Genomic DNA, 24,734 nt, shown 5'->3' on the forward strand with positions numbered 1-24,734 from the left:
GATATGGAAAATATTTTTGGTTGGATAAGACGTAACCCAAGTATAACAAAAACAGAAAAGATTATTTTGTACTTCTGTTTCGGAGCTGTTCCCGTATCGCTTTTTGGGCTCGCCTTATGGTCTAATTTTTTTGGACCCACAGGAACGGAAACTTTTTTAAAGGAGAGATCAGGAGAGAGTTTTGCGGGGAAAGTTGATTCACTTTATAATGACACTCGAAATCATAACGAGAGAACTGCTTTACTGTCGGATAAATCTAAGTTTGAATTATTTCCAGAATGGGTAAGTATTATTTCAAGAGGTGATTCGATCTTAAAAAGAAAAGGTTCTTTGATTATAGAAGTTTATAAGCCACATAAACAGAGGTTTTTCCTAAACTATAACGAGGTCGTAAAAGATTGGAATAAAAGATAATTTCGCCAGCTTCAAAATATCATCTGTAGTAATTTATAAGATGTTACTTAATTCATTGCGTATTAGAGTGTAAGTGCTTCAAAGTTTAAATGGATTAATTGATAGTATCTATTAACGAGACCATAAAATAGTATTGATTTTGATCTTAACGTATAAAAACGCCCTGATAAATCGGGGCACTTTTATGTCAAGGCGATCTCGTCTATTCTACTTTAGTATTACTCAACAAAGAAAGCCCTGCATCAATATACTGCCCGCCGGCAGTTTGTTTACAGTGTATGGCAATTATATTTTTACCGTTAGAAATTATCGCCGCCTTACCTTCGGCGTTTATAGGTACTACAGTATAAGCTGATGAATAACCGCTTATAATTGCTGCTTTTATACCGTTGATATAAACCTCACAATCTTCATCATGGTGAATGTATAAGGCCAATTTATCTTTATCATTTGCTGACAGATCGCCTAAATCAAACTCCTGGCGCATCCAAATATCTTTAGTGTTCCAAACGGTTTTGATATTGCCGCCCGGTGTCCCTCGGGTACCAAATCCGGCAGGGCCGCTTTTCCAGGTATTAGTATTAAAATCAGTTTTAAACCAATCGTCCTGTGGTATATCTGTGGTATACTTCCACGTTTTTGCCTCTTTTTGTGATGATGCTAATACTTCTTTAATGTATAAATTATCATGAATAGCCTTATAGTTTGACGCATAGATCTTATCAACCCCGCCTTTTATTACATCGCGATCATAAGTAAGCAACCCATTCAGTTCAACCTCAACATCAGTTATCTCGGTATAAACCGCGGCACTAAGGCCCATATTGGTTTTGTAAAGAGTTAAGTCGTTGGTAAATTTATCGTACAGGTCGGTATACTCTTTTTTATTGTTGATCATGATATAGGTATCGCCAACTTTCCAGGTATGGCCCGGAATAATAAAGCCGATGCCACCATATTCGCCGCAGGCCAAAACCTGCTTGTTGCTAAACGGTACCGCCGGGGGTGGGTAGCTATGGATATCCAAAAAATCGCCCACACCAAAGTGGTTGCCACCGCTGGCCTGGTTAATTAAGCGCGATGGATCAAGCTTATGCACCATTTTAACTAAGCCTGCGGTATTATGCTACGCCTGTGCTTCGTTAAAAATAACCCAGGTAACAATGCTTGGCGAGTTCCAGTGGGTGCGGATCAACCTTGTCAACTCCGACCTGAACTCTACTGTATCAACCGGTGGCACATGTTCGGTATAAGAGTTTGGCGATGGCATATCCTGCCAAACCATTACGCCCAGCTTATCGGCCCAATAATACCAGCGGTAGGGCTCGTACTTAATATGCTTACGCACCATGTTAAATCCAAACTTCTTTATCATTTCCAGGTCGTACTTTAAGGCTTCGTCGGTGGGGGCAGTGTAACCGCCATCGGGCCAAAAGCCCTGATCCAACGGCCCCAATTGGAACAGGAATTTATTGTTTAAGTACAATTTTTTGTAACCGCCATCCTCCTCGACAGAAATTTTACGCATTCCAAAATAACTGGTTATCGCATCAGTAGTAGCGCCATCTTTATTTAGGGCAATATCCAGGTTATACAAAAACGGGCTATCCGGCGACCATAATTTAGGATTATCAACTTTAATACTCGTCTCTTTATTAGGTGCTACCAAAACGGTTGTAACAGTATTATTGCCATCTTTAACTTTTACCGAAACCATTGCGCCCCTTGCTGTTCCGGAAGTGCTCACAGTAAGCTTAACCGCCGAATTATCAACATCAGGCACTATTTTAATATCTCTTATACTAACCACAGCAACAGGCTCCAGCCAAACGGTTTGCCAAATACCGGTAACCGAAGTATACATAATGCCCTGTGGCTTTAAGGTTTGTTTACCGCGTGGCTGGCCGCCGTTGTCTGTGGGGTCATAAACACGCACGGTAAGCTCCTGCTTGCCGGTTTCTATCAGTGCCTTGGTAATATTATAGGTAAAAGGGTCGTAGCCGCCTTTGTGCAAACCTATATGTTTGCCATTTACAAACACTTCCGATTCATAATCAACCGCGCCAAAATGTATTAACACCTGCTTGCCTTTCCAGCCTGACGGCACAGTAAACGTACGGCGGTACCATAAACGGTCGTGGTGTTCCATAACCCCCGACAGGGCAGACTCAACCGGAAACGGTACCAATATGGTTTTATCCAGCTTGGCTGTTGGTAATGCGTCGCCTGTAGCGCCGGGCTGATATTGCCATAAGCCGTTAAGGTTAAGCCATTCTTTACGTACCAGTTGTGGGCGCGGATACTCGGGCAATACATTGGCAGGGTTTACATCTTTGGCAAACTTACTCATTAACGGAGCCGTTTTAAGCGCCCAGCTTTGCGCAAATGATGTATACCCAAGGCCCGTACATACTAAGAGTACAAACAGTTTTTTAAAATTCATAGGAAAAGAAGATAGGTTGTATATCGATTTGGTTTAGATAGCTAAACTAATGAAAGTTTTTAATAATGCCTACGCATTATGGTTGCAGTTTGGCAACTATTTTGCTACAATACACTATGCAACCTTACAAAACAGCCAACGCTGACACGGGCGTAGTTGCCTATGAAACAGGCAAAGACAGCATCAGCATACAATTCAGGGATGGGTCGGTATATGTTTATACCAATAAAAGCGCCGGACCGGCTGCTGTCGCCGAAATGAAGTCGCTTGCTAAAAAAGGCGCGGGATTAACCACCTATATCAATCAGCACGTCAGGGATCATTACAAGGTAAAATTGAGATAATATTGCTATCGCGACCGCCAATAATTCCAATAATTTCTCTAAATTCGCCACTCAAAATAAATGGTCACACACGTAGGTGACCGCGAAACGTAATTTTATAAACTTTAAATCATAGTTGTAGATGATTAATATTACACTACCCGATGGGTCCGTTCGTCAGTATGACGCGGGGATCACTGCCATGCAGATAGCCTTGTCTATCTCTGAAGGCCTGGCTCGTAACGTATTAGCCGCCGAAGTTAACGGCGAAGTTTGGGACGCAAGCCGCGCCATTGAAAAAGATTCAATCGTAAAACTGTTAACCTGGAATGATACCAAGGGGAAATCAACCTTCTGGCATTCATCGGCCCACTTAATGGCCGAGGCTCTGGAAGCTTTGTACCCGGGAACAAAATTCGGTATCGGCCCGGCTATCGAGACCGGCTTTTACTATGATGTTGACTTTGGCGACAAGGTTCTATCGTCAGATGAATTTAAACAAATTGAAGATAAAATAATTGAGCTGGCAAGAACCAAGGAAGAGTTTGTCCGCAAACCTGTATCTAAAGCTGATGCTATTGCTTATTTCACTGAAAAGGATGATGAATACAAGCTTGACCTTTTAAAGGACCTGCCTGACGGTGCCATTACTTTTTATACACAGGGCAACTTTACAGATTTGTGCCGCGGCCCACATATCCCAAACACCGGCTTTATTAAAGCCGTTAAGGTAATGAGCCTTGCCGGTGCCTACTGGCGCGGTGATGAGAGCCGCAAACAGTTAACCCGTATTTACGGTGTAACGTTCCCTAAAGCAAGCGAATTAACAGATTACCTTCATTTACTGGAAGAAGCTAAAAAACGCGATCACCGTAAACTGGGTAAAGAGCTGGAGCTGTTTGCTTTCTCTGAAAAAGTTGGTATGGGCTTGCCATTATGGTTGCCTAAAGGAACTGCCTTGCGCGAGCGTTTGGTTAATTTCCTGCAAAAGGCACAGCAAAAAGCAGGTTATGAGCAGGTTATCACACCGCATATCGGCCACAAAAACTTGTACGTTACGTCCGGTCACTATGAAAAATATGGTGCCGATTCGTTCCAGCCGATAAAAACACCACAGGAGGGAGAGGAGTTCTTCCTTAAACCGATGAACTGCCCGCACCATTGCGAGATATATAAAACAAAACCACGCTCATACAAGGATCTTCCGGTTCGTTTGGCTGAGTTTGGTACCGTTTACCGTTACGAGCAAAGCGGCGAGCTGCACGGCTTAACCCGTGTGCGCGGCTTTACACAGGATGACGCACACTTGTTTTGCCGCCCTGACCAGGTAAAGGAAGAGTTTAAGAAAGTAATTGACCTGGTACTATACGTATTTAAAGCCTTAGGTTTTGATGATTATACTGCACAGGTATCGCTTCGCGATCCTGAAAACAAGGCTAAATATATCGGTACTGATGAGAATTGGGCATTAGCCGAGTCTGCTATTATTGAGGCTGCTGAGGAAAAAGGTTTAAAAACCGTAGTTGAATTGGGTGAAGCAGCATTTTATGGCCCTAAGCTTGACTTTATGGTTAAAGACGCGCTGGGCCGTAAATGGCAATTGGGTACCATCCAGGTTGATTATAACCTGCCTGAGCGCTTTGAACTGGAGTATACAGGCAGCGACAATATGAAGCACCGCCCGGTAATGATCCACCGTGCGCCGTTTGGTTCGTTAGAACGTTTTGTGGCAGTATTGATAGAACATTGCGCCGGTAATTTCCCGCTTTGGTTGTCACCCGAGCAGTTTATTATTTTGCCTATCTCGGAAAAGTATGAAGAATATGCAAAAAAACTTTCAGATGAGTTAAAGAATTCCGATATTTGCGGGCTGATTGACTTTAGGGATGAAAAGATCGGACGAAAAATCCGTGATGCTGAAGTTAAAAAGATCCCATATATGCTGATTGTGGGCGAAAAAGAAGCTAATGAAGAAGTAGTTTCGGTTCGTAAACATGGTCAGGGCGATTTGGGAAGTATGAGCATAGAAGAATTTAAACAACAAATAATTAAAGAAATAACGGTATAACTTGGCATTAAACAAACCCTTCAACAGAGGACCAAGGCTTCCTTTCAAGAAAAAAGAAGCTGAACACAACATTAATCAATTTATCAGGGCTGCAGAAGTTCGTTTAGTAGGCGACAATGTAGAGCAGGGTGTCTTTTCATTAAAAGATGCTTTGGCTATCGCCGAAGAGCAGGAACTTGACCTGGTAGAGATCTCTCCAAACGCGGTTCCGCCGGTTTGTAAGGTAACGGACTATAACAAGTTTATTTACGAGCAGAAGAAAAAGCTTAAAGAGATTAAAAGCAATGCCAAGCAAACGGTTATTAAAGAAATTCGTTTCGGACCGAATACTGATGATCATGACTTTGATTTTAAATTAAAGCATGCCACCAAGTTTTTGGAAGCAGGCGAGAAGGTAAGGGCTTACGTACACTTTAAAGGCCGTGCAATTGTATACAAAGAACAAGGCGAGATATTATTGCTGCGTTTTGCACAAGCTTTAGAAGAAGTGGGTAAAGTAGAGCAACTACCAAAATTAGAAGGTAAACGTATGTTTTTAACCGTAGCCTCAAAAGGAGCTAAGAAATAATTAAAGTGTGCTTTGTGCACAGTAAAGATAAAGCGTTGAGATAACGCCTGTAACTAACACAAATAAATAATAGCTATGCCAAAAATGAAAACCAATTCCAGTGCAAAAAAGCGTTTTAAGCTTACTGGAACCGGTAAAATTGCAAGAAAAAACGCATACAAAAGCCACATCTTAACCAAGATGTCAACAAAACGTAAGCGTAACCTAACTCACACCAGTTTAGTTTCTGATGCTGATATGGGTAACGTAAAACGTATGCTTTGTATCGGAAAGTAATTAATTAATTTTTAACCAGGTATTCGAGTTTTAAAGTCCATTAAGGCACTCACTACCAAAAACAAACAACATGCCACGTTCAGTTAACGCCGTAGCGTCGAGAAGACGCAGAAAAAGGATCATGATCCTCGCCAAAGGTTATTGGGGATCAAGAAGCAAGGTTTATACCGTTGCTAAAAACACAGTAGAAAAAGGTTTACAATACGCTTACCGCGATAGAAAAACCAAGAAAAGAGAATTCAGAGCTTTATGGATCCAACGTATCAACGCTGGTGCACGTCAGCACGGAATTTCTTACTCACAATTGATGGGTAAATTAATCAAAAGTGAAATTGGTTTAAACCGTAAAGTATTAGCTGATTTAGCGATGAATCACCCTGATGCTTTCAAAGCAGTAATCGACGCAGTAAAATAAGCGTATTACACATTATATAAAAAGACCCTTTCCAATTTGGTAAGGGTCTTTTTTTTGCTTTAATATTAGTGAATATAGTTTTAAAAGTACTTAAACTGATCTTAATCTATCTTTAATTGTAATATTCTCATTATATGAGCCTGTTTTTTGCCTGTTATTTTCCACAGGGGATAAAAACCCAAGTTTTTCCCATTATATTAGACAAACTAACTGATATCATAATTAAAAAAACATGAAGAAACTCTTACTTTATGGTTTTGCGGTGCTATTGTGCAATTTTGCCCGGGCGCAGCAAACTTACCCCGTAAACGGCGTGCAGGATATCCGCCCCGGATTGTATGCATTTACTAACGCAACCATTGTTGTTAGTGCCGCTCAAACTATTACCAATGGTACTTTATTGGTTAAAGACAGGATGATTGAGTCTGTTGGCCCTGCAGGTGCTATTCCAAAAGGTTATGTTGTGGTTGATCTGAAAGGGAAATTTGTATATCCCGGATTGATCGACGCTTATACTACGTATGGTTTACCTGATGCGCCAAGGCAAGCCGGCGCGTTTACCTTTACACGCCCTGCGCCAACACCGGTTTCAACAAAAGCCGGCGCTTACGGCTGGAACGAAGCTATTCGCCCGGAAGTGAACGTAAAATCTATTTTTCATGCTGATGCCGCCAAAGCCGAAGCAATGAAAAAAAATGGTTTTGGCGCGGTACAATCATTGATACATGATGGTATAGCCCGGGGTACATCGGTAGTAGCTACATTAGGGGACGAACGTGATAACCTGGTTATTTTAAATGGCGAAGCTGCTGCAAACTACTCTTTCAGCAAAGGTACGGCGCCCACAAATTACCCGTCATCATTAGCGGGAAGTATAGCCTTATTGCGCCAAACTTATTTAGATGCGCAATGGTACAAATCGCAAAAAGATGAGTATAACATATCATTATTAGAGTTTAACCGCACGCAATCATTACCACAAATATTTGAGGTAACGGACCCACTTGCTGTATTACGTGCTGATAAAATAGCCAAAGAGTTTGGTGTAAAATATATTTATAAAACAGATGGTGATGAGTATCGCCGTATAGATGCGATGAAGGCTACCAGCAGCAGTTTTATTATCCCGCTTACTTTTCCCGATGCTTTTGATGTAGAGGACCCATTGCAGGCACGCAGGGTTACTTATCAGCAGTTAAAAGACTGGGAACTGGCACCAGGCAACCCAGCTGTTATGGAAAAAGCAGGGATCCGTTTTGCCCTTACATCTTACGGCTTAACCAATCCGCGTGATTTCTGGACAAACCTGCGCATAGCAATTGATCGCGGACTGAGCCAGGCCCAGGCCTTAAAATCGCTGACAGAAATTCCGGCAGAGATGTTAGGCGTGTCTGATAAGATAGGTACGTTAGCAAAAGGCAAACTGGCTAATTTTATCATTACGTCTGATAGTTTATTTAAAAAGGAGAATGTAATTTACGAAAACTGGGTAGAGGGTAAGCAATACGTGGTTAGCCGCGTTAGCCCCATAAACCTTGCCGGTACTTATAAAGTATCAGGCGATGGTTTGGCTGGTGTTACATTAAGAGTTGCCGGTACCCCGGGATCATACGAATTAAACGTTCAGCGTACAGGTGCAGACAGCGTACGTGCACGTGGTACTATTACCCGTACCGGTGACATGGTGAGTTTATATTTCGACCTGAAAACTAATCCAACAGGTACTATCCGCCTTAGCGGTTATATATCATCAGTATCGCCAATAACCTTAACCGGCAGCGCTATATTGCCTGATGGTACGGCTACCAGCTGGACAGCAACATCAAACGGTGTTGTGCCGCCGGTAACCGAACGTAAAGATACGCCTAAACCTAACCTAACAACAGGGCCGGTGGTTTACCCGTTTGCCGCTTTTGGTAATGCCGTATTGCCAACTGCCGAAACGGTATTATTTAAAAATGCTACCGTTTGGACAAACGAAAAAGAAGGTATCCTTAAAAATGCTGATGTACTGATAGAAAACGGAAAGATAAAAGCAGTTGGTAAAAACCTGGCGGCAGGTGCCGCTAAAGTTATTGATGCTACCGGCAAGCACATTTCTGCAGGTATTGTTGATGAGCACTCGCACATAGCCATTACCAATGGGATAAATGAAGGTACGCAAGCTGTTACCGCCGAAGTACGGATGGGCGACGTATTAGATCCCGAAGATATTAATATTTACCGTCAGGCAGCCGGCGGCGTTACCATGTCGCAAATATTGCATGGTTCGGCCAACCCGATTGGTGGTCAAAGTGCATTGATTAAACACCGCTGGGGTGTATTACCCGAGCAATTAAAGTTTGAAGGTGCAGATGGCTTTATAAAATTTGCACTGGGCGAAAACGTAAAGCAAAGCAGTTCGAGTGCGCAACCGGGGCCAAACACCCGTTTCCCGCAAACCCGCATGGGTGTTGAGCAGGTTTATGTTGATGCCTTTACCCGTGCTAAAGCATATAAAGCGGCGCTTGCGGTAAAAGGTAACAACGTCCGCCGTGATTTGGAGCTGGAAACCTTGGTTGAGATATTGGATAACAAGCGTTTCATTACGTGTCACTCTTATGTGCAATCAGAAATAAACATGCTGATGCATGTGGCCGATTCTATGGGTTTCCGGGTTAATACCTTTACCCACATATTAGAAGGCTATAAAGTGGCTGATAAAATGAAAGCGCGTGGTATTGCCGCTTCTACGTTCTCCGACTGGTGGGCTTATAAAATGGAAGTAAGCGACGCCATCCCGTATAACGGAAAGATAATGACCGATGTAGGTGTTGTTACCGCGTTTAACTCGGACGATGAAGAAATGGCCCGCCGCCTTAACCAGGAGGCCGGTAAAGCGGTTACTTATGGCCACATGAATGAAGAGGATGCTTTGAAGCTGGTTACGCTTAACCCTGCAAAAATGCTGCATATTGATAATAAAGTTGGCAGTATTAAAGCAGGTAAAGATGCTGATCTGGTGCTTTGGTCAACTAACCCGTTATCTATCTATGCTGTCGCCGAAAAGACTTATATAGACGGAGTACCTTATTGGGATTATGAAAAAGACGCAGCTAAACAAAAAGCGTTAAAAGCCGAAGAGGGCCGCATTATCCAAAAAATGCTGGATGCTAAAAACAAAGGTGCTGCAACACAAAGGCCGACAGGTGGTGGCGGAAGACGCCCGGGCTATACTTGTGACGATGTTGAAGAAAGCGCCTATGTAGTAGCTGATGAATATAACGGAATGCTTAACAGGAAATAAGATCGACAAGATGAAAAAGACATTAATTTTTGGAGGATTATTGCTAAGCGCGGTCCTTACCTATGCGCAGGCCAACATATCGCCTGCTAAACCACAAAGTAAACAAATAATTATAACGGGTGCTACCATACATATTGGTAATGGCCAGGTTATAAACAACGGCTACATAGCTTTTGATAAAGGCAAAATAACCGCCGTAGGCGAAGGAGCAGCACCTAATGCGGCCGGTGCTGAGATCATAAACGCTGCCGGTAAACAAGTATATCCGGGTTTTATATGCCCTGTAACTACTTTAGGCTTAATAGAAGTAGAGGGCGGCGCAAAGGGCACGGTGGATGATGAAGACACCGGCGACCTTAATCCTAACCTGCGAGCGATTGTTGCTTATAACACCGATTCGAAAGTTATCCCTACCGTACGTTCAAATGGGATCTTACTGGCGCAACCTACACCGAATGGTGGTACTATTTCGGGCCAGTCATCAGTAGTACAACTGGATGCCTGGAATTGGGAAGATGCTGCTTATAAAACTGATATTGCTGTTCATTTAACCTGGCCGGCAGCTGGCGGTGGTGGTCGAAGAAGAGGCCCTGTTGTTGCAGTTCCTGGCGCCGAGTCGCCGGACGAAGCAAGGATAAAATCCTTAGACGCGATAAACAACCTGTTTGCACAGGTAAAAGCTTATTCAGAAGCGGCACCATCTATAGTAAACTTGAAGTTAGATGCGATGAAGGGCCTGTTTAACGGCACCAAAAAACTATTTATAATTGCCGATGGCGCTAAAGAGATAATTGAGGCGGTAACATTTTCAAGCAAATGGGGTGTACAGGCGGTAATAGTAGGTGGTAAAGAATCATACCTGGTAACATCGGTTTTAAAGGCACACAACGTCCCGGTTATCATTCGCGAAACGCAAACCCTGCCGGCCCGGGATGAAGATGATGTTTACCTGCCTTATAAATTACCAAAGATACTACAGGACGCAGGAGTGCTTTATGGGTTAACCGGCATTGGTTTCTGGCGCCAGCGTAACTTGCCTTTTGAAGCCGGTCAGGCTGTTGGTTATGGCTTAACCAAAGAGCAGGCCTTAAGCATGATCACTATAAACAACGCTAAGATATTAGGTATTGATAAAACCACCGGAACGTTGGAAACAGGTAAGGATGCTAATCTGTTTATATCAGAAGGTGATGCTTTGGATATGATTACCCTTAGAGTAGACAACGCGTTTATACAGGGAAGAAACATCAACCTTGATAATTTACATAAACAACTGTATAAAAAGTACGCTGATAAATACAGCCTGAAAACTGATTGATAATAATCAGACAGTAAAGCGAAAAAGCCCCGCCTGTATATCAGAAGCGGGGCTTTTTAGTTAAGCGCGTTTTAACTTACTAAGGAGATAGTGAACAGCTAAACCAAGTATAGTCCAGTAGATAGCAAATCCTACAAGGAAAAACGGTGGCGGGGTATCCGGATCCTGGTGCAAAAATTTAATAAATGGCAATAAAGGCCCCATCAGGATAATTTTAATAGGGGATAGTACGGTTGACAGGAAAGATTTCCAGGCTATTTGTGTACCTGATGCGAATAACGTTTCAGGCTGTTGACCTAATAATACGGAAGTGCCTAAGACAAAGGCAAATGCACATACAACAAAGATGATGGTAAATTTAAGTTTAGAGGTTTTCATGTTCTTTTAATGTTTAATGATCGTTTTAATAATTTTTAAGGTTTAATTTTCTTTGGTGAACATTCTTTCGCCCCCCGGACGCTTCATGATCATTTGTTTTTTATCGATATCAAATTCAAAAGTTATTCCGTTTACACCTTCAATTTTGAAGATGTTTTGTGCCGTAGCTTCAAGTGGGGCAGCACCCTCTCTTGGTGGTTTAATATATAACGTACTACCGGTCCTGGTGATGGTAAATTTAACCGGGGCATCTGCAGTAGCGTAAACGCCAACATATTTGTCAAGCAATTCTGTACTAATAGCCATCGCTTCAAAAGAGGGGATGTTAAAGGGTTTATTGTAGTAGATATCTGTAATCCCTTTCATAATATCTCCCACAGGGTAAACCTTGGCATTTGTTGTGTAAGCCAGCGCCAGTTTTTCTGCGGGCATATAAGCCAGCCAGGCACCATAATTATCACCGCCGCCTGTATGGCCGTAAAACGTTCTGCCACCAAACTCAAAAGGTTCCATTCCTGAACCTTCATCATCCCGAATGGTTGTCATGATAGCGAGATGTTGTTTAGATATTAATTTTAACTCAAACAACGCATGGATGAATTTAGCCATATCGGCGGGTGTTGAAATAATAGAACCCGCCCCAAAAAGGATACTTGGATGTGTTTCGGGTTCCTGTTTCCAGCTACCCGAATACCGGTAAGTAAGACTTTCATTGTTATTTACATCGATGCTGCCTGTAGCGATATAAGTGTCTTTAATCCCGATCTTTGAAGTAATACGTTGTTTAAGATTTTCAGCATAGGTTTTGCCGGTTACTTTTTCAATGATCATCCCTAATAGGGTAAAGCCTGAATTACTATATTGATGTTTTGTGCCCGGCTCAAAGTCGGGTTTGCCTTTATAGATGAGATCAAGGATCTCGTCCCTGGTCATGGGGCTTGTTTTTGACCGGGTGCGCATGTTAGGATCAATAAGCGCGTCATGGATACCACTGCGATGTGACAGGATGTTAGCGATAGTGATCTTTCCGGCATTAGCTACCTGCGGGTAGAATTTGCCAAGGGTATCTGTAAGTTTTAACTTGCCTTCTTCTACAAGCTGATAGATCATCACAGCTGTGTACATCTTGGTGATCGAGCCTATACGGTATCTGCTTTCGGCTGTTAATGGTTTCTTTACTGTTTCATCTACCTGTGCATAACCTATGGATCGATTATAAATTACTTTACCATCTTTAGCAATAACCAGTGTACCCATCGCCTTGTTTTTTTCAGCGAGCCGGTCAAAATACTGGTCTAACTTTGCCTGGTCAAATGTCTGTGCATAGCCCGTACTAAACATCGCCAGTGCCAATAATGTTACAAATGATATTTTAAGATTCATTGTCTTGATTTTATGTATTTAAATTATAAAAGTACTTTGCGATACAAAGTTAAATAAAAACACTTTGTATTTCAAAGCGTTTTTGTAAAAAAATATTTCTTAGCTCGGAAATGCTAGTTATCGGGGTCAGGTATTAAACAACAAAGCCTCGTCCTGGTTAACAGGGGCGAGGCTTTGTAATACTACTACCTTGTAGCTTAATTATGGGTAATTGATTTGTGGGTGGCCAGTTTATGACTAACGGCATTACCCTGAGTAACCGCTTTTAAAGAATTCTCCAGGTCCATATATTGTTTAAAATTGCGTACGTCGGTATCCACCATGTTTTTAAACAATGGGTTTAATACATGTGCTATACTGGCGCCAACGCCGCCTGCCGGTGGCTGATAAGTTATTACCACATCAACCAAAGTGCCTTTACCATCTTCTGTATCGCGGAAAAACACTTTACCGGCATTATCAATTATTGAATCGGGCAATGAGCTCCAGCCAATCATTTCGTTAGGTTTATCCTTAACAATTTCGGCATCCCAACTTATAGTACCTACGCCGGTTGGTAATTTTAGTACCCAGCGCGACCGGGTATCATCTATCACCTCAATACTTTCCAGGTGGTTCATAAATAAAGGCAGGTTATCCAGCTTGCGCCAGAACTTATAAACCTCTTTACGCGGTTTATTGATGGTAAAAGCCGTGCGGATACTGATATCAATAGGCTGCTGCGTGTTCTTACCAATTTTTGAATAAATAGCGCAGTGGCCGCTAACCCCGCGATTTAAAAGATATGCGCCTGCACCCATCTTTAAAGCGCTGGTAAACGGACTTGAAAATATGTTGCCCAAGCCATTTAATGCCAGTTTAACACCTGCGGCGATTGAGATATAACGCTCTGGCCAGTTAAGGTTGATGTCTGCAGCTTGTTTATATGTGGTAGTCGTGGTTACCGGTGTTAATGTTATAGTTTCCATAAAATGTAGTTTTTGTAACTGTATACTTAACAGCCTTTTAGTAAAAAATGTTTTACAGATACTGAAACCAATACTTAAAAAACGGCGAATATCATTATCTTACCTTCGATATTTAAAGGTTATTGCATGAGTTGGATTAAAAATTATAGCAGTATGATTTGGCTGATAGCCGGTATAATTGCCGGCAGTATTATCGGCATTGTTTTCGGTAAGCAGGCCGAAGTGTTGAAACCTATCGGCGACATGTTTTTAAACCTGTTGTTTGTGGCTGTTATACCCGTAGTTTTCTTTTGTATAGCCTCGGCAATTGCCAATTTAAACGGTGGGCAAAAGCTTACCCGCATTATGGTTACCATGACCGCTGTTTTTTTAATGACGATATTGCTTGCCGCAATAGTTACCATGATAGCGGTATGGATCTTCCCTGTCCACCAGCACGTAACGGTTACTGCCGAAATGATGAAGCAGGGCGAGGGTGGTAAACTAACCGGCGAACAGATAACCCAACTATTCACCACCGGCGAGTTTTACCAGCTGCTCTCGCGCAAAAATATGCTGGCCATGATCATCTTTAGCATTTTAATAGGATTTGCTACACTCAGGTCGGGCGATAAGGGCGAACCTTTCCGCAAGCTTTTAGATGCCGGTGCCGAGGTGTTTAAAAATGTATTTACCCTGATAATGAAGTTAGGGCCATTAGGATTGGGTGCTTACTTTGCTTACCAGGTAGCCGTGTTTGGGCCATCGTTATTTGGCACTTATGCGCATGCAATGGGTATAGGTTATGGGGTTAGTATATTTTATTACCTGGTTTTTTACAGCTTATTTGCATTTATTGCGGGTGGTATAAAGGGGATAAAAAGGTATTGGAAAAACAATATCATACCATCGGCCACGGCGGTAGGTACGTGCAGCAGTATAGCCACTATCCCTGCAAATTTGGAAGCAGCCAAGGGTATGGGCATTTCTGATACAGTTGCGGGCATTGTATTACCATTATTCGGAGCGTTGCATAAGGATGGTTCCAGTATTTCGTCCATTTTAAAAATGGCTGTGGTATTTGCCATGTTTGGTAAAAGCTTTAATAGCCCGGATATTATATTATTAGCACTTGGTATGACTGTTTTAGTAAGTATTGTTGAAGGTGGAATACCTAATGGTGGTTATATAGGCGAGTTATTATTTATATCTGCCTATGGTTTCCCGCCCGAGGCTTTACCACCGGCCATAATTATAGGTACGCTTATAGACCCTGTAGCTACTTTACTTAATGCAACCGGCGATACCGCCGCGGCCATGATAATTAGTAAATTTGTTGAAAAGGATACGATAAAACACCATGCAATTACAGCCGACTAAATACTCCATTGTAAACGAAGATTTTTTACCTGCAACTGAAGCCTCGGTAAAAATAACCGACCTGGCGCTGCAACGTGGCTACGGCATTTTTGATTTCTTTAAGATCTTAAACGGTGAGATTAAGTTTTTAGAAGATCATTTGGATCGTTTCTATAATTCGGCCGAACAGATGCATTTGCCGGTTGATCAAACCCGCGACGAGTTAAAAGCAATGCTTTTCGAATTGATGAAAAAGAATGATCTGCCCGAATCGGGCATTAAGATCACTTTAACGGGTGGTTATACTCCGGATGGGTACTCGATAGCAAAACCCAATATGATCATCACACAGCAAGCCTTAACGCTTAATAAGGGCGATATAGCACCCGGCATTAAACTCATTACCCATTCGCACCAACGGCAGCTTGCCCATGTTAAAACTTTGGACTACCTGATGGCGATATGGCTGCAACCCTTAATTAAGGAAAAAGGCGCCGATGATGTATTATACTTTAGCCACGGAATTATTAGGGAATGCCCGCGCGCCAATTTCTTTATCGTAACCCAAAACAACGAGGTTATAACAACCGCTACCAACATTTTAAAAGGAGTTGTACGCAAGCAATTATTAGCTATTAAAGACAGCGGATTTAACCTAACCGAACGCGATATCACCCTTGAGGATCTGCGCTTGTGTAAAGAAGCGTTTATCACCAGCTCAACAAAAAATATTTTACCGGTTATAGCCATTGACGGCAAAGCGATAGGGAACGCCGTGGCCGGTGATGTGAGCACTCAATTAGCGGCAAAACTTAAAGAACTGTTATGATATTTGGGTGATTTTCGCACATTATACGCTGTAACAATATGCCCTTAATTTAGTCTACTGTAAGAGTTTATGATAGACACTAAAAAAGCGATCTATTTTATCGCGCTGATCTTATTATCCACTGGTTTCTATACCCAAACCAAGGCGCAAAGCGGTGGTACACTCACGCTTGTTGTTTTAAACGAAAAGTCGCAGCCTGCCGAAGGCGCCGGTGTAAAGCAATTATTAGCTAATAAACTAATCAATAGCGTTATTGTAAATGCCAAGGGTATGGCCGGTTTTGAAGGGCTACCCGCTGGCTCTTATACACTCACCATCAGTTATACCGGCTATAAAGAAATCACGCGCAATTACACCTTCCCTTCAAATATCTATATCGATACCATCAAATTGCAACCTGATAACACCAACCTGCAACAGGTAAATATTGTTGCCCGAGCGCCGGCTATAGAACACAAGCAGGGCAAAACCATAGTTAATGTAGAAGCATCAGTTACCAATGTGGGCTCAACGGTGTTAGAAGTGTTGGAGAAATCGCCGGGTGTAACCGTTGACAGGAATGGCGGTATTGCCATGCAGGGTAAAGCAGGCGTATTGGTAATGATTGATGATAAGCCGACTTATCTATCAGGTTCCGACCTGAATAACCTGCTAAGCAGCATGAGCTCGACCAACGTATCACAAATAGAGCTGATAACCAGCCCGACAGCTAAATACGATGCCAGCGGCAACGCGGGTATTATTAACATTAAAACAAAAAAGAATAAGCAACAGGGGTTTAACGGGTCGTTCACTACATCGGCTGGTATAGGTGTTTACCCTAAAAACAGCAATAGTTTAATTTTAAATTACCGGGTTGGCAAGGTTAATATGTTCTTTAATTATAACGCTAACATACTTAAATACCTAACCGACCTGTATGCTTTCCGGAAGTATTACGACGCTAATAATGACATCACTGCGCAGCTTGACCAGCCCGGCGGTTTTACAGGTAACCTGTTTAATAATATCCTGAAAACAGGATTGGACTATACTGTTTCGGAAAAAACCACGATAGGCTTTGCAATTGGCGGCATAACCGTTAGCCGCGTTGGCGGCAACGTGGGTACGGCAACCTGGTTAAACCCGGCAGGAGTGGCCGACTCATCAATTTATACCACCAACAATACAAATAATCAGCTAAGAAATGGCTCGGTTAATTTAAATGCCAGGCATACCATATCCAAAACGCAGGACCTGTCTGCCGATTTTGATTACCTGCATTATACCACCACCAGTACTTCCGATTACGATAACCGGTTATTAAAAGCAGGGGGTTATGATGAGCAATCGCGTGGCCATATCCCTACAACTATTAACATTACCTCCGGTAAAATTGATTATAACCAGAAGATAGGGAAGGAGACGACTTTTCAATCGGGCTGGAAATCATCAATGAGTAAAACGGATAACCTGGCATCCTATCAAAATTTAATAGGATCGACCTGGGTGGATGATAATAACAGGAACAATCATTTTGTTTATGCTGAGGATATCCACGCTTTATATAGTACAATAGAAAGTAAGTATAAGAAAATAAGCTACCAGCTGGGTGTAAGGTATGAGCATACCGGTTATAACGCACGCCAATATGGTAATGCCGTTCAGAAAGATACCGCGTTCACCAAAAACTATGGCGGCTTTTTCCCGAGCGGGTATCTTACTTTCCAGGTTGATACAGCTAACGGGTTTACTTTAACCGTTGGACGGCGTATTGACCGCCCAATATTTCAAACACTGAACCCGTTTTTGTCTATCATTAATAAGTACACGTATATGACGGGTAACCCGTTCATATTACCGCAATACACCTGGAACTTCGAGCTGAGCCATCAATATAAAAGCTGGTTAACTACTACGGTTTCTTACAGTGATATCAAAAACTATTTCTCGCAGATCTTCCTTAACGGCGCTACAACAGATATCATATTATATACCCAGGGCAATGTGGGGCATACCAGTAATTTTGGTGTGTCGTCAGTTGTGGCGTTGGCGCCGGTGCATTGGTGGTCGTTTACTTTCCAGGCTGTGTATAACCATAAACAGTTAAAAGGATTTAACGGTAATACCTATACAACGTCCATAGATCAGTTAAATGTTAACCTGAACAATCAATTTACCATAGGCAAAAATTATACTGCCGAGTTATCCGGCTTTTACACTACCCGTGCACGTAATGATGTGCAGGAATTGTTGTATCCAACGGGGCAACTATCAGCAGGTATTTCACGGCCAATCTTCAATAAAAAAGGCACGCTTAAATTTACCGCGCGCGATATTTTATATACCAACGCTATGGAAGGCTTAACGCAGTTCCCAAACTCTACTGAGTATTTTATCCTGAAAAGAGACAGCCGGGTTTATACCCTTGCTTTTACTTACCGGTTTGGCAAGGCTTACAAAACCGTTAAACACCAAAGCGGGGTTAGCGATGAAATGCAGCGGGTAGGGAACGGGTGATAATTAAACAGCTATTTGTTTTACCGCCCGCCTGTTCAACCTGAACAAAATATACATCACCACTGCCGACAACAAGATAAACACCAGGTAACTATAGCTCAGGTTGCGTTCATCTTTAGCCGGAAATAAGGTTATAACACCATACGTAAGGATTGAAAGTATAACATAAGCCGCCCCACCGGTTAGGCCGCCTGCGGTTGCCGCGTTATCCGGGAACTTACCCAGGCAATAAGCAAAGTAGTTGTTATAAGTAAACCCGGCGCAAACATGGATCAGAAAAGCAAAAAATACCATCGAATACAAGTTGGAAACAAAATTTAAGCTACCGATCATGATACCCACAAACACAACCTGCAAAGCAATATTTACCGATAGCTTACTGTAAAACGGCTTATTGATAACCGCCTTACTAATAAAACCACCCACCATCCAGGCTAAGCCTAAAATTAATGAACAATAGCCGGCAACAACAGGCGTAAGCTTAAAATGATGTTCGATAATATAAGGCCCGGTCATGTTATACATGATCACCATAGAATAGCCAAAACTCAAAATCAAAATACCCAAACTAAAGCTGGTGGTTTTTATCATATTGGCATAAACTCCGGCAATCCGTTTTATGTTAAATTCCACAGGCCTGGTTAAGGTTTCGCCGCTGTAAATCAGTTCTAAAACAAACAGTATTGCACCTAATCCGCCTAAAAAATAAAAATTTGATTGCCAGCCAAAAGTATCCTGGAAATAGCCACCTATAAACGGCGCCACAATTGGCCCGGCCGACCAGATAATGGTAAACATACTCAGGTAATGTTGCAGCTGTTTACCCTTATAGATATCAACAAACAGCGCACGCTTAGCTACAATTATAAAAGCTACGGTAATGCCATGGATAACCCGCATAAAATAAATTAAGTAGATGTTATGCGTTACCGCGATAAGCATACAGGAGATAGTAAATATAAATAAAGCGATAAGGCTCATCCGGTACCGCCCGAAACTATCTAATATAATACCGATGAATAGTTGTGAAGTACCGTAAGTTATCAAAAAAACCGTAAGCGTTAGTTGCACTTGTATGGCGCTGATGTGCATGTCGGCACCCATACTGGGTAATGATGGGATATAAATATCAGTTGCGAACCCGGATAGGGGCAGCAAGGCGAATGCAAGCAAGGTAGAGATGCGTTGATTTTTTTCTTTAAGCATTGTGTTGTGATAGATGCCGCAAAACTACAAATAGCCACGTTGTTGATTGTGGACTGGAAGTAAAGAATGGTGATTATACGGTAGAAAAAGCTACTCACTAAATTTGTGAATTGCTTATTTTTAAAAAAATGGGTGATCCACTTGAGTGATCCACTCTTCAAAAAAGAGTAAAAAAGGACTGTTTTATAATCGCTTTATTATCAGTATCTTAAGTAAAACTTGCACCTATAAATACTGACGAATAAGAGCGATCCAAAGTGATCCACGTTAAACTTTAAGTATTTTATTTTCAATTAGTTAAGTAAAAAAGGTGATCCGGGTGATTCACATTTTAAAATGGATCACCTGTTAAAAAGAAAGACGGCTTGAGTTATCTCAGGCCGCCTTCGCTTATTAATATTTATAATCTATCAATCAGCTACCGAACGCAGCATTACCGCACCTACGGTAACATTGGTACGGCTATCAATAATAATAGCGCCACCGTTAGCTTTGTTGTCCTGATAGCGGTCAAACGCTAACGGGTCGGCAGTTTTAATGATTATCCGGCCGATGTCATTCAGTTTAAAATCTTCGCCCTGCTCTTTCTCCAACGTGTTGATATTTACTTTATATAAAGTCTCCTGGATCTTACAACGGGTTACTTTACTGTTGTGTTGTATAAAGTAAGTATGGCTGATATCCAAAGCACGGGTATCCATCCAGCAAAGATCGGCCTCGATTAATTGCGATACCTGGGGCTGATAACTGCTGTTAACCAACAGGTCGCCACGGCTGATATCGATCTCATCCTTTAAATGCATGGTTACTGACATACCCGATACCGCTACTTCCGGCTCCTGGTCTAATACCTCTATCTTGGTGATGGTTGAAGTAAAACCTGATGGCAATACAGTAACCTTGTCATTAACTTTAAATGATCCTGACGATACCCGGCCGGCATAGCCACGGTAATCATGCAATTCTTCGGTCTGCGGGCGTATAACCCATTGCACCGGGAAACGTGCATGCTCGGTACTGTTATCAATCGCTAAATCGACGGTTTCCAGGAAGTGTAACAGGCTTTCGCCTTTGTACCAATCCATATTGGTGGTATTGTTAACTACATTATCGCCTTTAAGCGCACTTACGGGTATGGGGTGCACATTATTTAGGCCAACTTTAGCAGCTAAAGCGTTATAGTCTTTTAGTATGTTGTTATAAACTTCTTCACTATAATCTACCATATCCATCTTATTGATACAAACAACCACCTGCTCTATACCCAATAACGAAACCAGGTAGGAGTGGCGGATAGTTTGCTCGATAACACCTTTACGCGCATCTATCAATATAATAGCCAGCTTAGCGTTTGAGGCGCCGGTTACCATGTTACGGGTATACTGGATATGCCCCGGGGTATCGGCTATAATGAACTTGCGTTTCTCTGTCTGAAAGTATTTGTAAGCGACATCAATTGTAATACCTTGTTCACGTTCGGCTTTAAGTCCGTCGGTTAATATGGCAAGGTCGATACTGCCGTCGTCATTCTTACGGTTTGATGAATGCAATGCTTCCAGTTGATCTGCCAGGATAGAATCGCTATCATACAGTAATCTACCTATTAAGGTACTTTTGCCATCATCGACACTGCCTGCTGTTATAAATTTAAGTATATCCATTTGCCCCTCTAAATCTCACCCTAAAGGTGAGACTTTAATATCTTATTTGTAATTATATCTTGTTAACTATCGTTCCCCGTTTCAGGGGGTTAGGGGGCTAAAAGTAGCCGCCTTTCTTTCTATCTTCCATTGCAGCTTCTGATACTTTATCATCCATGCGTGCGCCGCGCTCGCTTATTTTCGAAGCGCTTATCTCGTCAATAATATCGTCAATTAAAAATGCGTCTGATGATACTGCAGCTGTACAGGTCATATCACCCACAGTACGGAAACGTACGGTACGACGGGTAATCACGTCATCCTCATCCATATTCAAAACCGGTGATGCTGCCATTAGCTGGCCGTTACGTACAATAGTATCACGCTCATGCGCGAAGTATATAGTAGGCAGGTCTATTTTTTCTCTGCGGATGTAGTTCCAAACGTCTAATTCCGTCCAGTTACTGATAGGGAACACGCGAACGTTCTCGCCTTTATGGATCTTACCATTATAAATGTTCCAAAGCTCCGGGCGCTGACGTTTTGGGTCCCATTGGCCAAACTCATCGCGTACCGAAAAGATACGCTCTTTAGCACGGGCCTTTTCCTCATCACGGCGTGCACCGCCAATACAGGCGTCAAACTTATGCTCGGCAATGGTATCCAACAGGGTTACAGTTTGTAGGGCGTTACGGCTTGCGTTTTTGCCCTTTTGCTCAACAACCTTGCCCTGGTCTATCGAATCCTGTACGTGGCCTACTATCAGTTTTTCGCCTAAGCGTTTTACCATAGCATCGCGGTACTCGATAGTCTCAATAAAATTATGCCCGGTATCGATATGTACTAGCGGGAAGGGAAACTTACCCGGACGGAATGCCTTCTCGGCCAAACGTACCAGTGTAATAGAATCCTTACCTCCCGAAAATAAAAGCGCTGGGCGCTCAAACTGGCCGGCTACCTCACGCAGAATGTGTATAGCTTCTGCTTCAAGCTCATCTAAATAGTCCAGTTGGTTGTGTTGTGTCATTAATTATTGAATTATTGAGTTATTGAATTAATGATTGAATAGTGATTTATAATTATTGACTTTGTTACTCTATAATTCAATAAATCATTAATTCAATAACTACCTTATTTATTGTCTATTATTAATTCGTGCAGGCCGCATTCTTTTTTCGATTGGTCTTCCCACCACCAGCGTCCTGCCCTAAAATCTTCGCCTTCTCTTATCGCTCTTGTACACGGCTGGCATCCAATACTCGGGAAACCACGGTCGTGTAAAATATTATATGGCACGTTGTGTTTTTTAATATATGCTTTTACTTCTTCTAACGTCCACTCAAAAATAGGATGGAACTTAACCAGGTTATGTGCTTCATCCCATTCCACATTATGCATATCCTGGCGGTTTACAGATTGCTCTGCACGGATGCCGGTTATCCAGCATTTGTTGCCCGCCAGGGCGCGGTTTAAAGGCTCAACCTTACGTATGCCACAGCACTCCTTACGGTTCTCTACCGACTCATAAAAGCTGCTCGGGCCTTTTTCGTTCAGCATTTTTTCAAGCGGGCCGTTTTGCGGATAGTATGCGTAAATGGTATTTTCATACATTTCCATTGTGCGGTTCCAAACATAATAAGTTTCCGGAAATAATCGCCCGGTTTCCAATGTAAAAACTTTAATGGGGATATTATTGGTGAAGATCATATGCGTGATCACCTGGTCTTCCCAGCCAAAACTGGTCGAAAATACGATCTCACCGGCAAACAACTCAGCTAATTTTTTTAAAGCTTCAACAGGATCTAATCCCGTAGTTAACTGTTTTATATTTTCTGCTAATGGGTTCATTATATTACTTTACTTACAAATGCAAAGATGCTTTTTAGGCTTACCAGTATCACAATTATGCCTACGGCAACCATAATAACCTTAACTGATATCCGATTAGAAATGCGCGCAGCAATAGGCGCTGCCAGGGCGCTGCCTATAATTAAGCCTGCAATAGCACTCCAGGGAGCACCATTAAGCATGGTTAAGAACACAAGCGAGCCTATCATGGCAATAAAAAACCTCGTTAATTTTACGGTGCCCAGTGAAAAACGCGGATGTCGACCACCTGCTATTAACGATGATAGTACTATTGAACCCCAACCGCCTCCGCCTACAGCATCGATAAACCCGCCGCCTAAACCCAATAATGCTATCCGCTTTATTTTATCAGCCGATTTCTTTTTCGCAGTTTTAAAGGCCTTAGAAAGTATAATTAAGCCCAATATCAACGTATAAACAGATACCAAAGGCTTAGTATACATTGAATAATGCTCTAACGATGAAATTAAGAAGGCACCAGCTGCTGCACCAATAATGCCGGGTAAAATAAGTAATTTAAACATTTTCCAGTTAACATTACCCATACGATAATGCATCCAGCCGGCGATACCGTTGCTCATAATCTCAGATAGATGCACTGCCATACTTGCCGAAGCTGGAGAGATACCCATGGATAAAGAAAAAGCCGTTGAAGTAACACCATAAGACATGCCTATTGCTCCGTCTATCATCGCAAATACGAACCCTGCCCCTAAAAAATAATAAAATACAGGGTCAATCTCTTGCGCATAAGCCCTAAATTCAGGCTCATTCATCCATAACGCTGTTATAGCAACCACTAATGAAAATACGATAGTTAGCCAGATTAACCAGTTAAGGTTTTTACGCTCTGCTTTCTGTTCAACCAGCACTGATGTAACTTCATTTAGCTTTTTAACTTTGTAGGTAAAATCACCGCTTAACGAGTTCCTCAGGTCGCTCATTTGTTGTAGTGTGATATGCAGGTCTGCAGGCAGACTTTCATTTAAAACTTCTTTTAGACGCTTAGCAATGGTGGGCGATTTACCATTAGTTGAAATACCAATCTTAAGATCGCCTTTTTTTACGATCGAACCAAGGTAAAAATCGCAAAGGTCGGGTTTATCGGCTACGTTAATTAAAAGCCTACGCTGGTGTGCCGAATCCCTTATATAAGTATTTAATACCGAATCATCTGTAGCGGCAATAACCAGGTCGGCGTTATTAAGGTCGCTGTCGATAAACGGTTTTTCTATAATAGTTATAGTAGGGTAGGTTATTGCAAGATCTCTAATGGCCTGTATAACAGTTTTAGCAATAACAGTAACTCTTGCGTCATTACTGTTATGCAAAATAGCTGTCAGCTTTTCCAAGCCAACATTACCTGCACCAATAAGCACGGTATGCAATTCATTCAGTTTTAAAAAAACAGGGAACAGTTGATTGCTGCCGGTCTTTTCGTCCTGAACTGTAGTTAGTTCATTATTTCCGGTTAACAGCGCCATTTAGTATTCTGCTTATTTTAAATGAAGTT

21 protein-coding genes are annotated in these 24,734 nt (G+C 42.1%); 11 read left to right on the top strand and 10 right to left on the bottom strand.

Going from position 1 to position 24,734, the window contains the following annotated elements; genetic code table 11:
- Window positions 1-3: 3 nt before the first annotated feature.
- Window positions 4-414, top strand: a complete 411-nt coding sequence (locus tag ABIB50_RS14660) for a hypothetical protein (RefSeq protein WP_429380699.1) — start codon at window positions 4-6, stop codon at window positions 412-414.
- A 202-nt stretch (window positions 415-616) separates the two neighbouring features.
- Here ABIB50_RS14660 and ABIB50_RS14665 read toward each other — a convergent pair whose 3' ends face one another.
- Together ABIB50_RS14665 and ABIB50_RS14670 are read right to left on the bottom strand one after the other, a co-directional pair.
- Entirely contained in the window at window positions 617-1,516 is a 900-nt protein-coding gene (locus ABIB50_RS14665; RefSeq protein ID WP_429380701.1) for a hypothetical protein, read from the bottom strand.
- A 24-nt stretch (window positions 1,517-1,540) separates the two neighbouring features.
- Window positions 1,541-2,857 (bottom strand): glycoside hydrolase family 2 protein, encoded by a 1,317-nt coding sequence (locus ABIB50_RS14670; RefSeq protein WP_429380703.1) that lies wholly within the window; start codon window positions 2,855-2,857, stop codon window positions 1,541-1,543.
- A gap of 65 nt (window positions 2,858-2,922) precedes the next feature.
- Here ABIB50_RS14670 and ABIB50_RS14675 point away from each other — a divergent pair, with 65 nt between their 5' ends.
- The 7 genes from ABIB50_RS14675 to ABIB50_RS14705 all read left to right on the top strand — a co-directional run bounded on the left by ABIB50_RS14675 (window position 2,923) and on the right by ABIB50_RS14705 (window position 11,111).
- Entirely contained in the window at window positions 2,923-3,201 is a 279-nt protein-coding gene (locus tag ABIB50_RS14675; RefSeq protein WP_429380705.1) for a hypothetical protein, read from the top strand.
- A gap of 121 nt (window positions 3,202-3,322) precedes the next feature.
- Window positions 3,323-5,248 (top strand): threonine--tRNA ligase, encoded by a 1,926-nt coding sequence (gene thrS, locus ABIB50_RS14680; RefSeq protein WP_429380707.1) that lies wholly within the window; start codon window positions 3,323-3,325, stop codon window positions 5,246-5,248.
- Window position 5,249: 1 nt separating this feature from the next.
- Window positions 5,250-5,816 (top strand): translation initiation factor IF-3, encoded by a 567-nt coding sequence (gene infC / locus ABIB50_RS14685; protein WP_429380709.1) that lies wholly within the window; start codon window positions 5,250-5,252, stop codon window positions 5,814-5,816.
- A gap of 75 nt (window positions 5,817-5,891) precedes the next feature.
- Window positions 5,892-6,092, top strand: coding sequence for a 50S ribosomal protein L35 (gene rpmI / locus ABIB50_RS14690; protein WP_214070640.1), 201 nt, complete (start codon window positions 5,892-5,894; stop codon window positions 6,090-6,092).
- Between the two features lie 70 nt (window positions 6,093-6,162).
- A complete protein-coding gene (gene rplT, locus ABIB50_RS14695) occupies window positions 6,163-6,507 on the top strand; it encodes a 50S ribosomal protein L20 (RefSeq protein ID WP_299357177.1) in 345 nt (114 codons plus the stop codon).
- A gap of 232 nt (window positions 6,508-6,739) precedes the next feature.
- The gene (locus ABIB50_RS14700) at window positions 6,740-9,793 is read left to right on the top strand and encodes an amidohydrolase family protein (RefSeq protein WP_429380712.1); all 3,054 of its coding nucleotides are present in this window, start codon (window positions 6,740-6,742) and stop codon (window positions 9,791-9,793) included.
- A gap of 10 nt (window positions 9,794-9,803) precedes the next feature.
- Window positions 9,804-11,111 (top strand): amidohydrolase family protein, encoded by a 1,308-nt coding sequence (locus ABIB50_RS14705; protein WP_429380714.1) that lies wholly within the window; start codon window positions 9,804-9,806, stop codon window positions 11,109-11,111.
- A 60-nt stretch (window positions 11,112-11,171) separates the two neighbouring features.
- Here the strand turns inward: ABIB50_RS14705 and ABIB50_RS14710 are convergent, their stop codons facing one another.
- The 3 genes from ABIB50_RS14710 to ABIB50_RS14720 all read right to left on the bottom strand — a co-directional run bounded on the left by ABIB50_RS14710 (window position 11,172) and on the right by ABIB50_RS14720 (window position 13,840).
- Window positions 11,172-11,489: a hypothetical protein gene (locus ABIB50_RS14710; protein WP_429380716.1), complete on the bottom strand. Its 318-nt coding sequence runs from the start codon at window positions 11,487-11,489 to the stop codon at window positions 11,172-11,174.
- A 42-nt stretch (window positions 11,490-11,531) separates the two neighbouring features.
- On the bottom strand, window positions 11,532-12,872 hold the full coding sequence (locus ABIB50_RS14715; protein WP_429380718.1) for a serine hydrolase domain-containing protein: 1,341 nt from the start codon (window positions 12,870-12,872) through the stop codon (window positions 11,532-11,534).
- 197 nt (window positions 12,873-13,069) lie between these two features.
- Window positions 13,070-13,840: an SRPBCC family protein gene (locus tag ABIB50_RS14720; protein ID WP_429380720.1), complete on the bottom strand. Its 771-nt coding sequence runs from the start codon at window positions 13,838-13,840 to the stop codon at window positions 13,070-13,072.
- Window positions 13,841-13,966: 126 nt separating this feature from the next.
- Here ABIB50_RS14720 and ABIB50_RS14725 point away from each other — a divergent pair, with 126 nt between their 5' ends.
- The 3 genes from ABIB50_RS14725 (at window position 13,967) to ABIB50_RS14735 (ending at window position 18,506) form a co-directional block, all read left to right on the top strand.
- Window positions 13,967-15,199, top strand: coding sequence for a dicarboxylate/amino acid:cation symporter (locus ABIB50_RS14725; RefSeq protein ID WP_429380722.1), 1,233 nt, complete (start codon window positions 13,967-13,969; stop codon window positions 15,197-15,199).
- On the top strand, window positions 15,180-16,007 hold the full coding sequence (locus ABIB50_RS14730; RefSeq protein ID WP_429380724.1) for an aminotransferase class IV: 828 nt from the start codon (window positions 15,180-15,182) through the stop codon (window positions 16,005-16,007). Before ABIB50_RS14725 ends, ABIB50_RS14730 begins: the two co-directional genes overlap by 20 nt.
- A 69-nt stretch (window positions 16,008-16,076) precedes the next feature.
- Window positions 16,077-18,506, top strand: a complete 2,430-nt coding sequence (locus tag ABIB50_RS14735) for an outer membrane beta-barrel protein (protein ID WP_429380726.1) — start codon at window positions 16,077-16,079, stop codon at window positions 18,504-18,506.
- A 3-nt stretch (window positions 18,507-18,509) separates the two neighbouring features.
- Here ABIB50_RS14735 and ABIB50_RS14740 read toward each other — a convergent pair whose 3' ends face one another.
- The 5 genes from ABIB50_RS14740 to ABIB50_RS14760 form a co-directional block, all read right to left on the bottom strand.
- Window positions 18,510-19,712, bottom strand: coding sequence for an MFS transporter (locus ABIB50_RS14740; RefSeq protein ID WP_429380728.1), 1,203 nt, complete (start codon window positions 19,710-19,712; stop codon window positions 18,510-18,512).
- Window positions 19,713-20,122: 410 nt separating this feature from the next.
- The gene (locus ABIB50_RS14745) at window positions 20,123-21,373 is read right to left on the bottom strand and encodes a sulfate adenylyltransferase subunit 1 (protein ID WP_429380730.1); all 1,251 of its coding nucleotides are present in this window, start codon (window positions 21,371-21,373) and stop codon (window positions 20,123-20,125) included.
- Between the two features lie 97 nt (window positions 21,374-21,470).
- Complete coding sequence (gene cysD, locus ABIB50_RS14750) at window positions 21,471-22,379, bottom strand: sulfate adenylyltransferase subunit CysD (RefSeq protein WP_429380732.1); 909 nt, start codon at window positions 22,377-22,379, stop codon at window positions 21,471-21,473.
- Between the two features lie 104 nt (window positions 22,380-22,483).
- The gene (locus ABIB50_RS14755) at window positions 22,484-23,200 is read right to left on the bottom strand and encodes a phosphoadenylyl-sulfate reductase (RefSeq protein WP_429380734.1); all 717 of its coding nucleotides are present in this window, start codon (window positions 23,198-23,200) and stop codon (window positions 22,484-22,486) included.
- Window positions 23,200-24,705, bottom strand: a complete 1,506-nt coding sequence (locus ABIB50_RS14760) for a TSUP family transporter (protein WP_429380736.1) — start codon at window positions 24,703-24,705, stop codon at window positions 23,200-23,202. Before ABIB50_RS14760 ends, ABIB50_RS14755 begins: the two co-directional genes overlap by 1 nt.
- Window positions 24,706-24,734: the final 29 nt, after the last annotated feature.

The sequence above is a fragment of the Mucilaginibacter sp. UYCu711 genome (assembly GCF_050433825.1).
GTDB lineage: Bacteria > Bacteroidota > Bacteroidia > Sphingobacteriales > Sphingobacteriaceae > Mucilaginibacter.

Coding starts and splice junctions, on each gene's coding strand:
- ABIB50_RS14660 (WP_429380699.1), top strand. CDS start 4: ATGGAAAATATTTTTGGTTGGATAAGACGTAACCCAAGTATAACAAAA.
- ABIB50_RS14665 (WP_429380701.1), bottom strand. CDS start 1,516: ATGGTGCATAAGCTTGATCCATCGCGCTTAATTAACCAGGCCAGCGGT.
- ABIB50_RS14670 (WP_429380703.1), bottom strand. CDS start 2,857: ATGAATTTTAAAAAACTGTTTGTACTCTTAGTATGTACGGGCCTTGGG.
- ABIB50_RS14675 (WP_429380705.1), top strand. CDS start 2,923: ATGCCTACGCATTATGGTTGCAGTTTGGCAACTATTTTGCTACAATAC.
- thrS (WP_429380707.1), top strand. CDS start 3,323: ATGATTAATATTACACTACCCGATGGGTCCGTTCGTCAGTATGACGCG.
- rpmI (WP_214070640.1), top strand. CDS start 5,892: ATGCCAAAAATGAAAACCAATTCCAGTGCAAAAAAGCGTTTTAAGCTT.
- rplT (WP_299357177.1), top strand. CDS start 6,163: ATGCCACGTTCAGTTAACGCCGTAGCGTCGAGAAGACGCAGAAAAAGG.
- ABIB50_RS14700 (WP_429380712.1), top strand. CDS start 6,740: ATGAAGAAACTCTTACTTTATGGTTTTGCGGTGCTATTGTGCAATTTT.
- ABIB50_RS14705 (WP_429380714.1), top strand. CDS start 9,804: ATGAAAAAGACATTAATTTTTGGAGGATTATTGCTAAGCGCGGTCCTT.
- ABIB50_RS14710 (WP_429380716.1), bottom strand. CDS start 11,489: ATGAAAACCTCTAAACTTAAATTTACCATCATCTTTGTTGTATGTGCA.
- ABIB50_RS14715 (WP_429380718.1), bottom strand. CDS start 12,872: ATGAATCTTAAAATATCATTTGTAACATTATTGGCACTGGCGATGTTT.
- ABIB50_RS14720 (WP_429380720.1), bottom strand. CDS start 13,840: ATGGAAACTATAACATTAACACCGGTAACCACGACTACCACATATAAA.
- ABIB50_RS14725 (WP_429380722.1), top strand. CDS start 13,967: ATGAGTTGGATTAAAAATTATAGCAGTATGATTTGGCTGATAGCCGGT.
- ABIB50_RS14730 (WP_429380724.1), top strand. CDS start 15,180: ATGCAATTACAGCCGACTAAATACTCCATTGTAAACGAAGATTTTTTA.
- ABIB50_RS14735 (WP_429380726.1), top strand. CDS start 16,077: ATGATAGACACTAAAAAAGCGATCTATTTTATCGCGCTGATCTTATTA.
- ABIB50_RS14740 (WP_429380728.1), bottom strand. CDS start 19,712: ATGCTTAAAGAAAAAAATCAACGCATCTCTACCTTGCTTGCATTCGCC.
- ABIB50_RS14745 (WP_429380730.1), bottom strand. CDS start 21,373: ATGGATATACTTAAATTTATAACAGCAGGCAGTGTCGATGATGGCAAA.
- cysD (WP_429380732.1), bottom strand. CDS start 22,379: ATGACACAACACAACCAACTGGACTATTTAGATGAGCTTGAAGCAGAA.
- ABIB50_RS14755 (WP_429380734.1), bottom strand. CDS start 23,200: ATGAACCCATTAGCAGAAAATATAAAACAGTTAACTACGGGATTAGAT.
- ABIB50_RS14760 (WP_429380736.1), bottom strand. CDS start 24,705: ATGGCGCTGTTAACCGGAAATAATGAACTAACTACAGTTCAGGACGAA.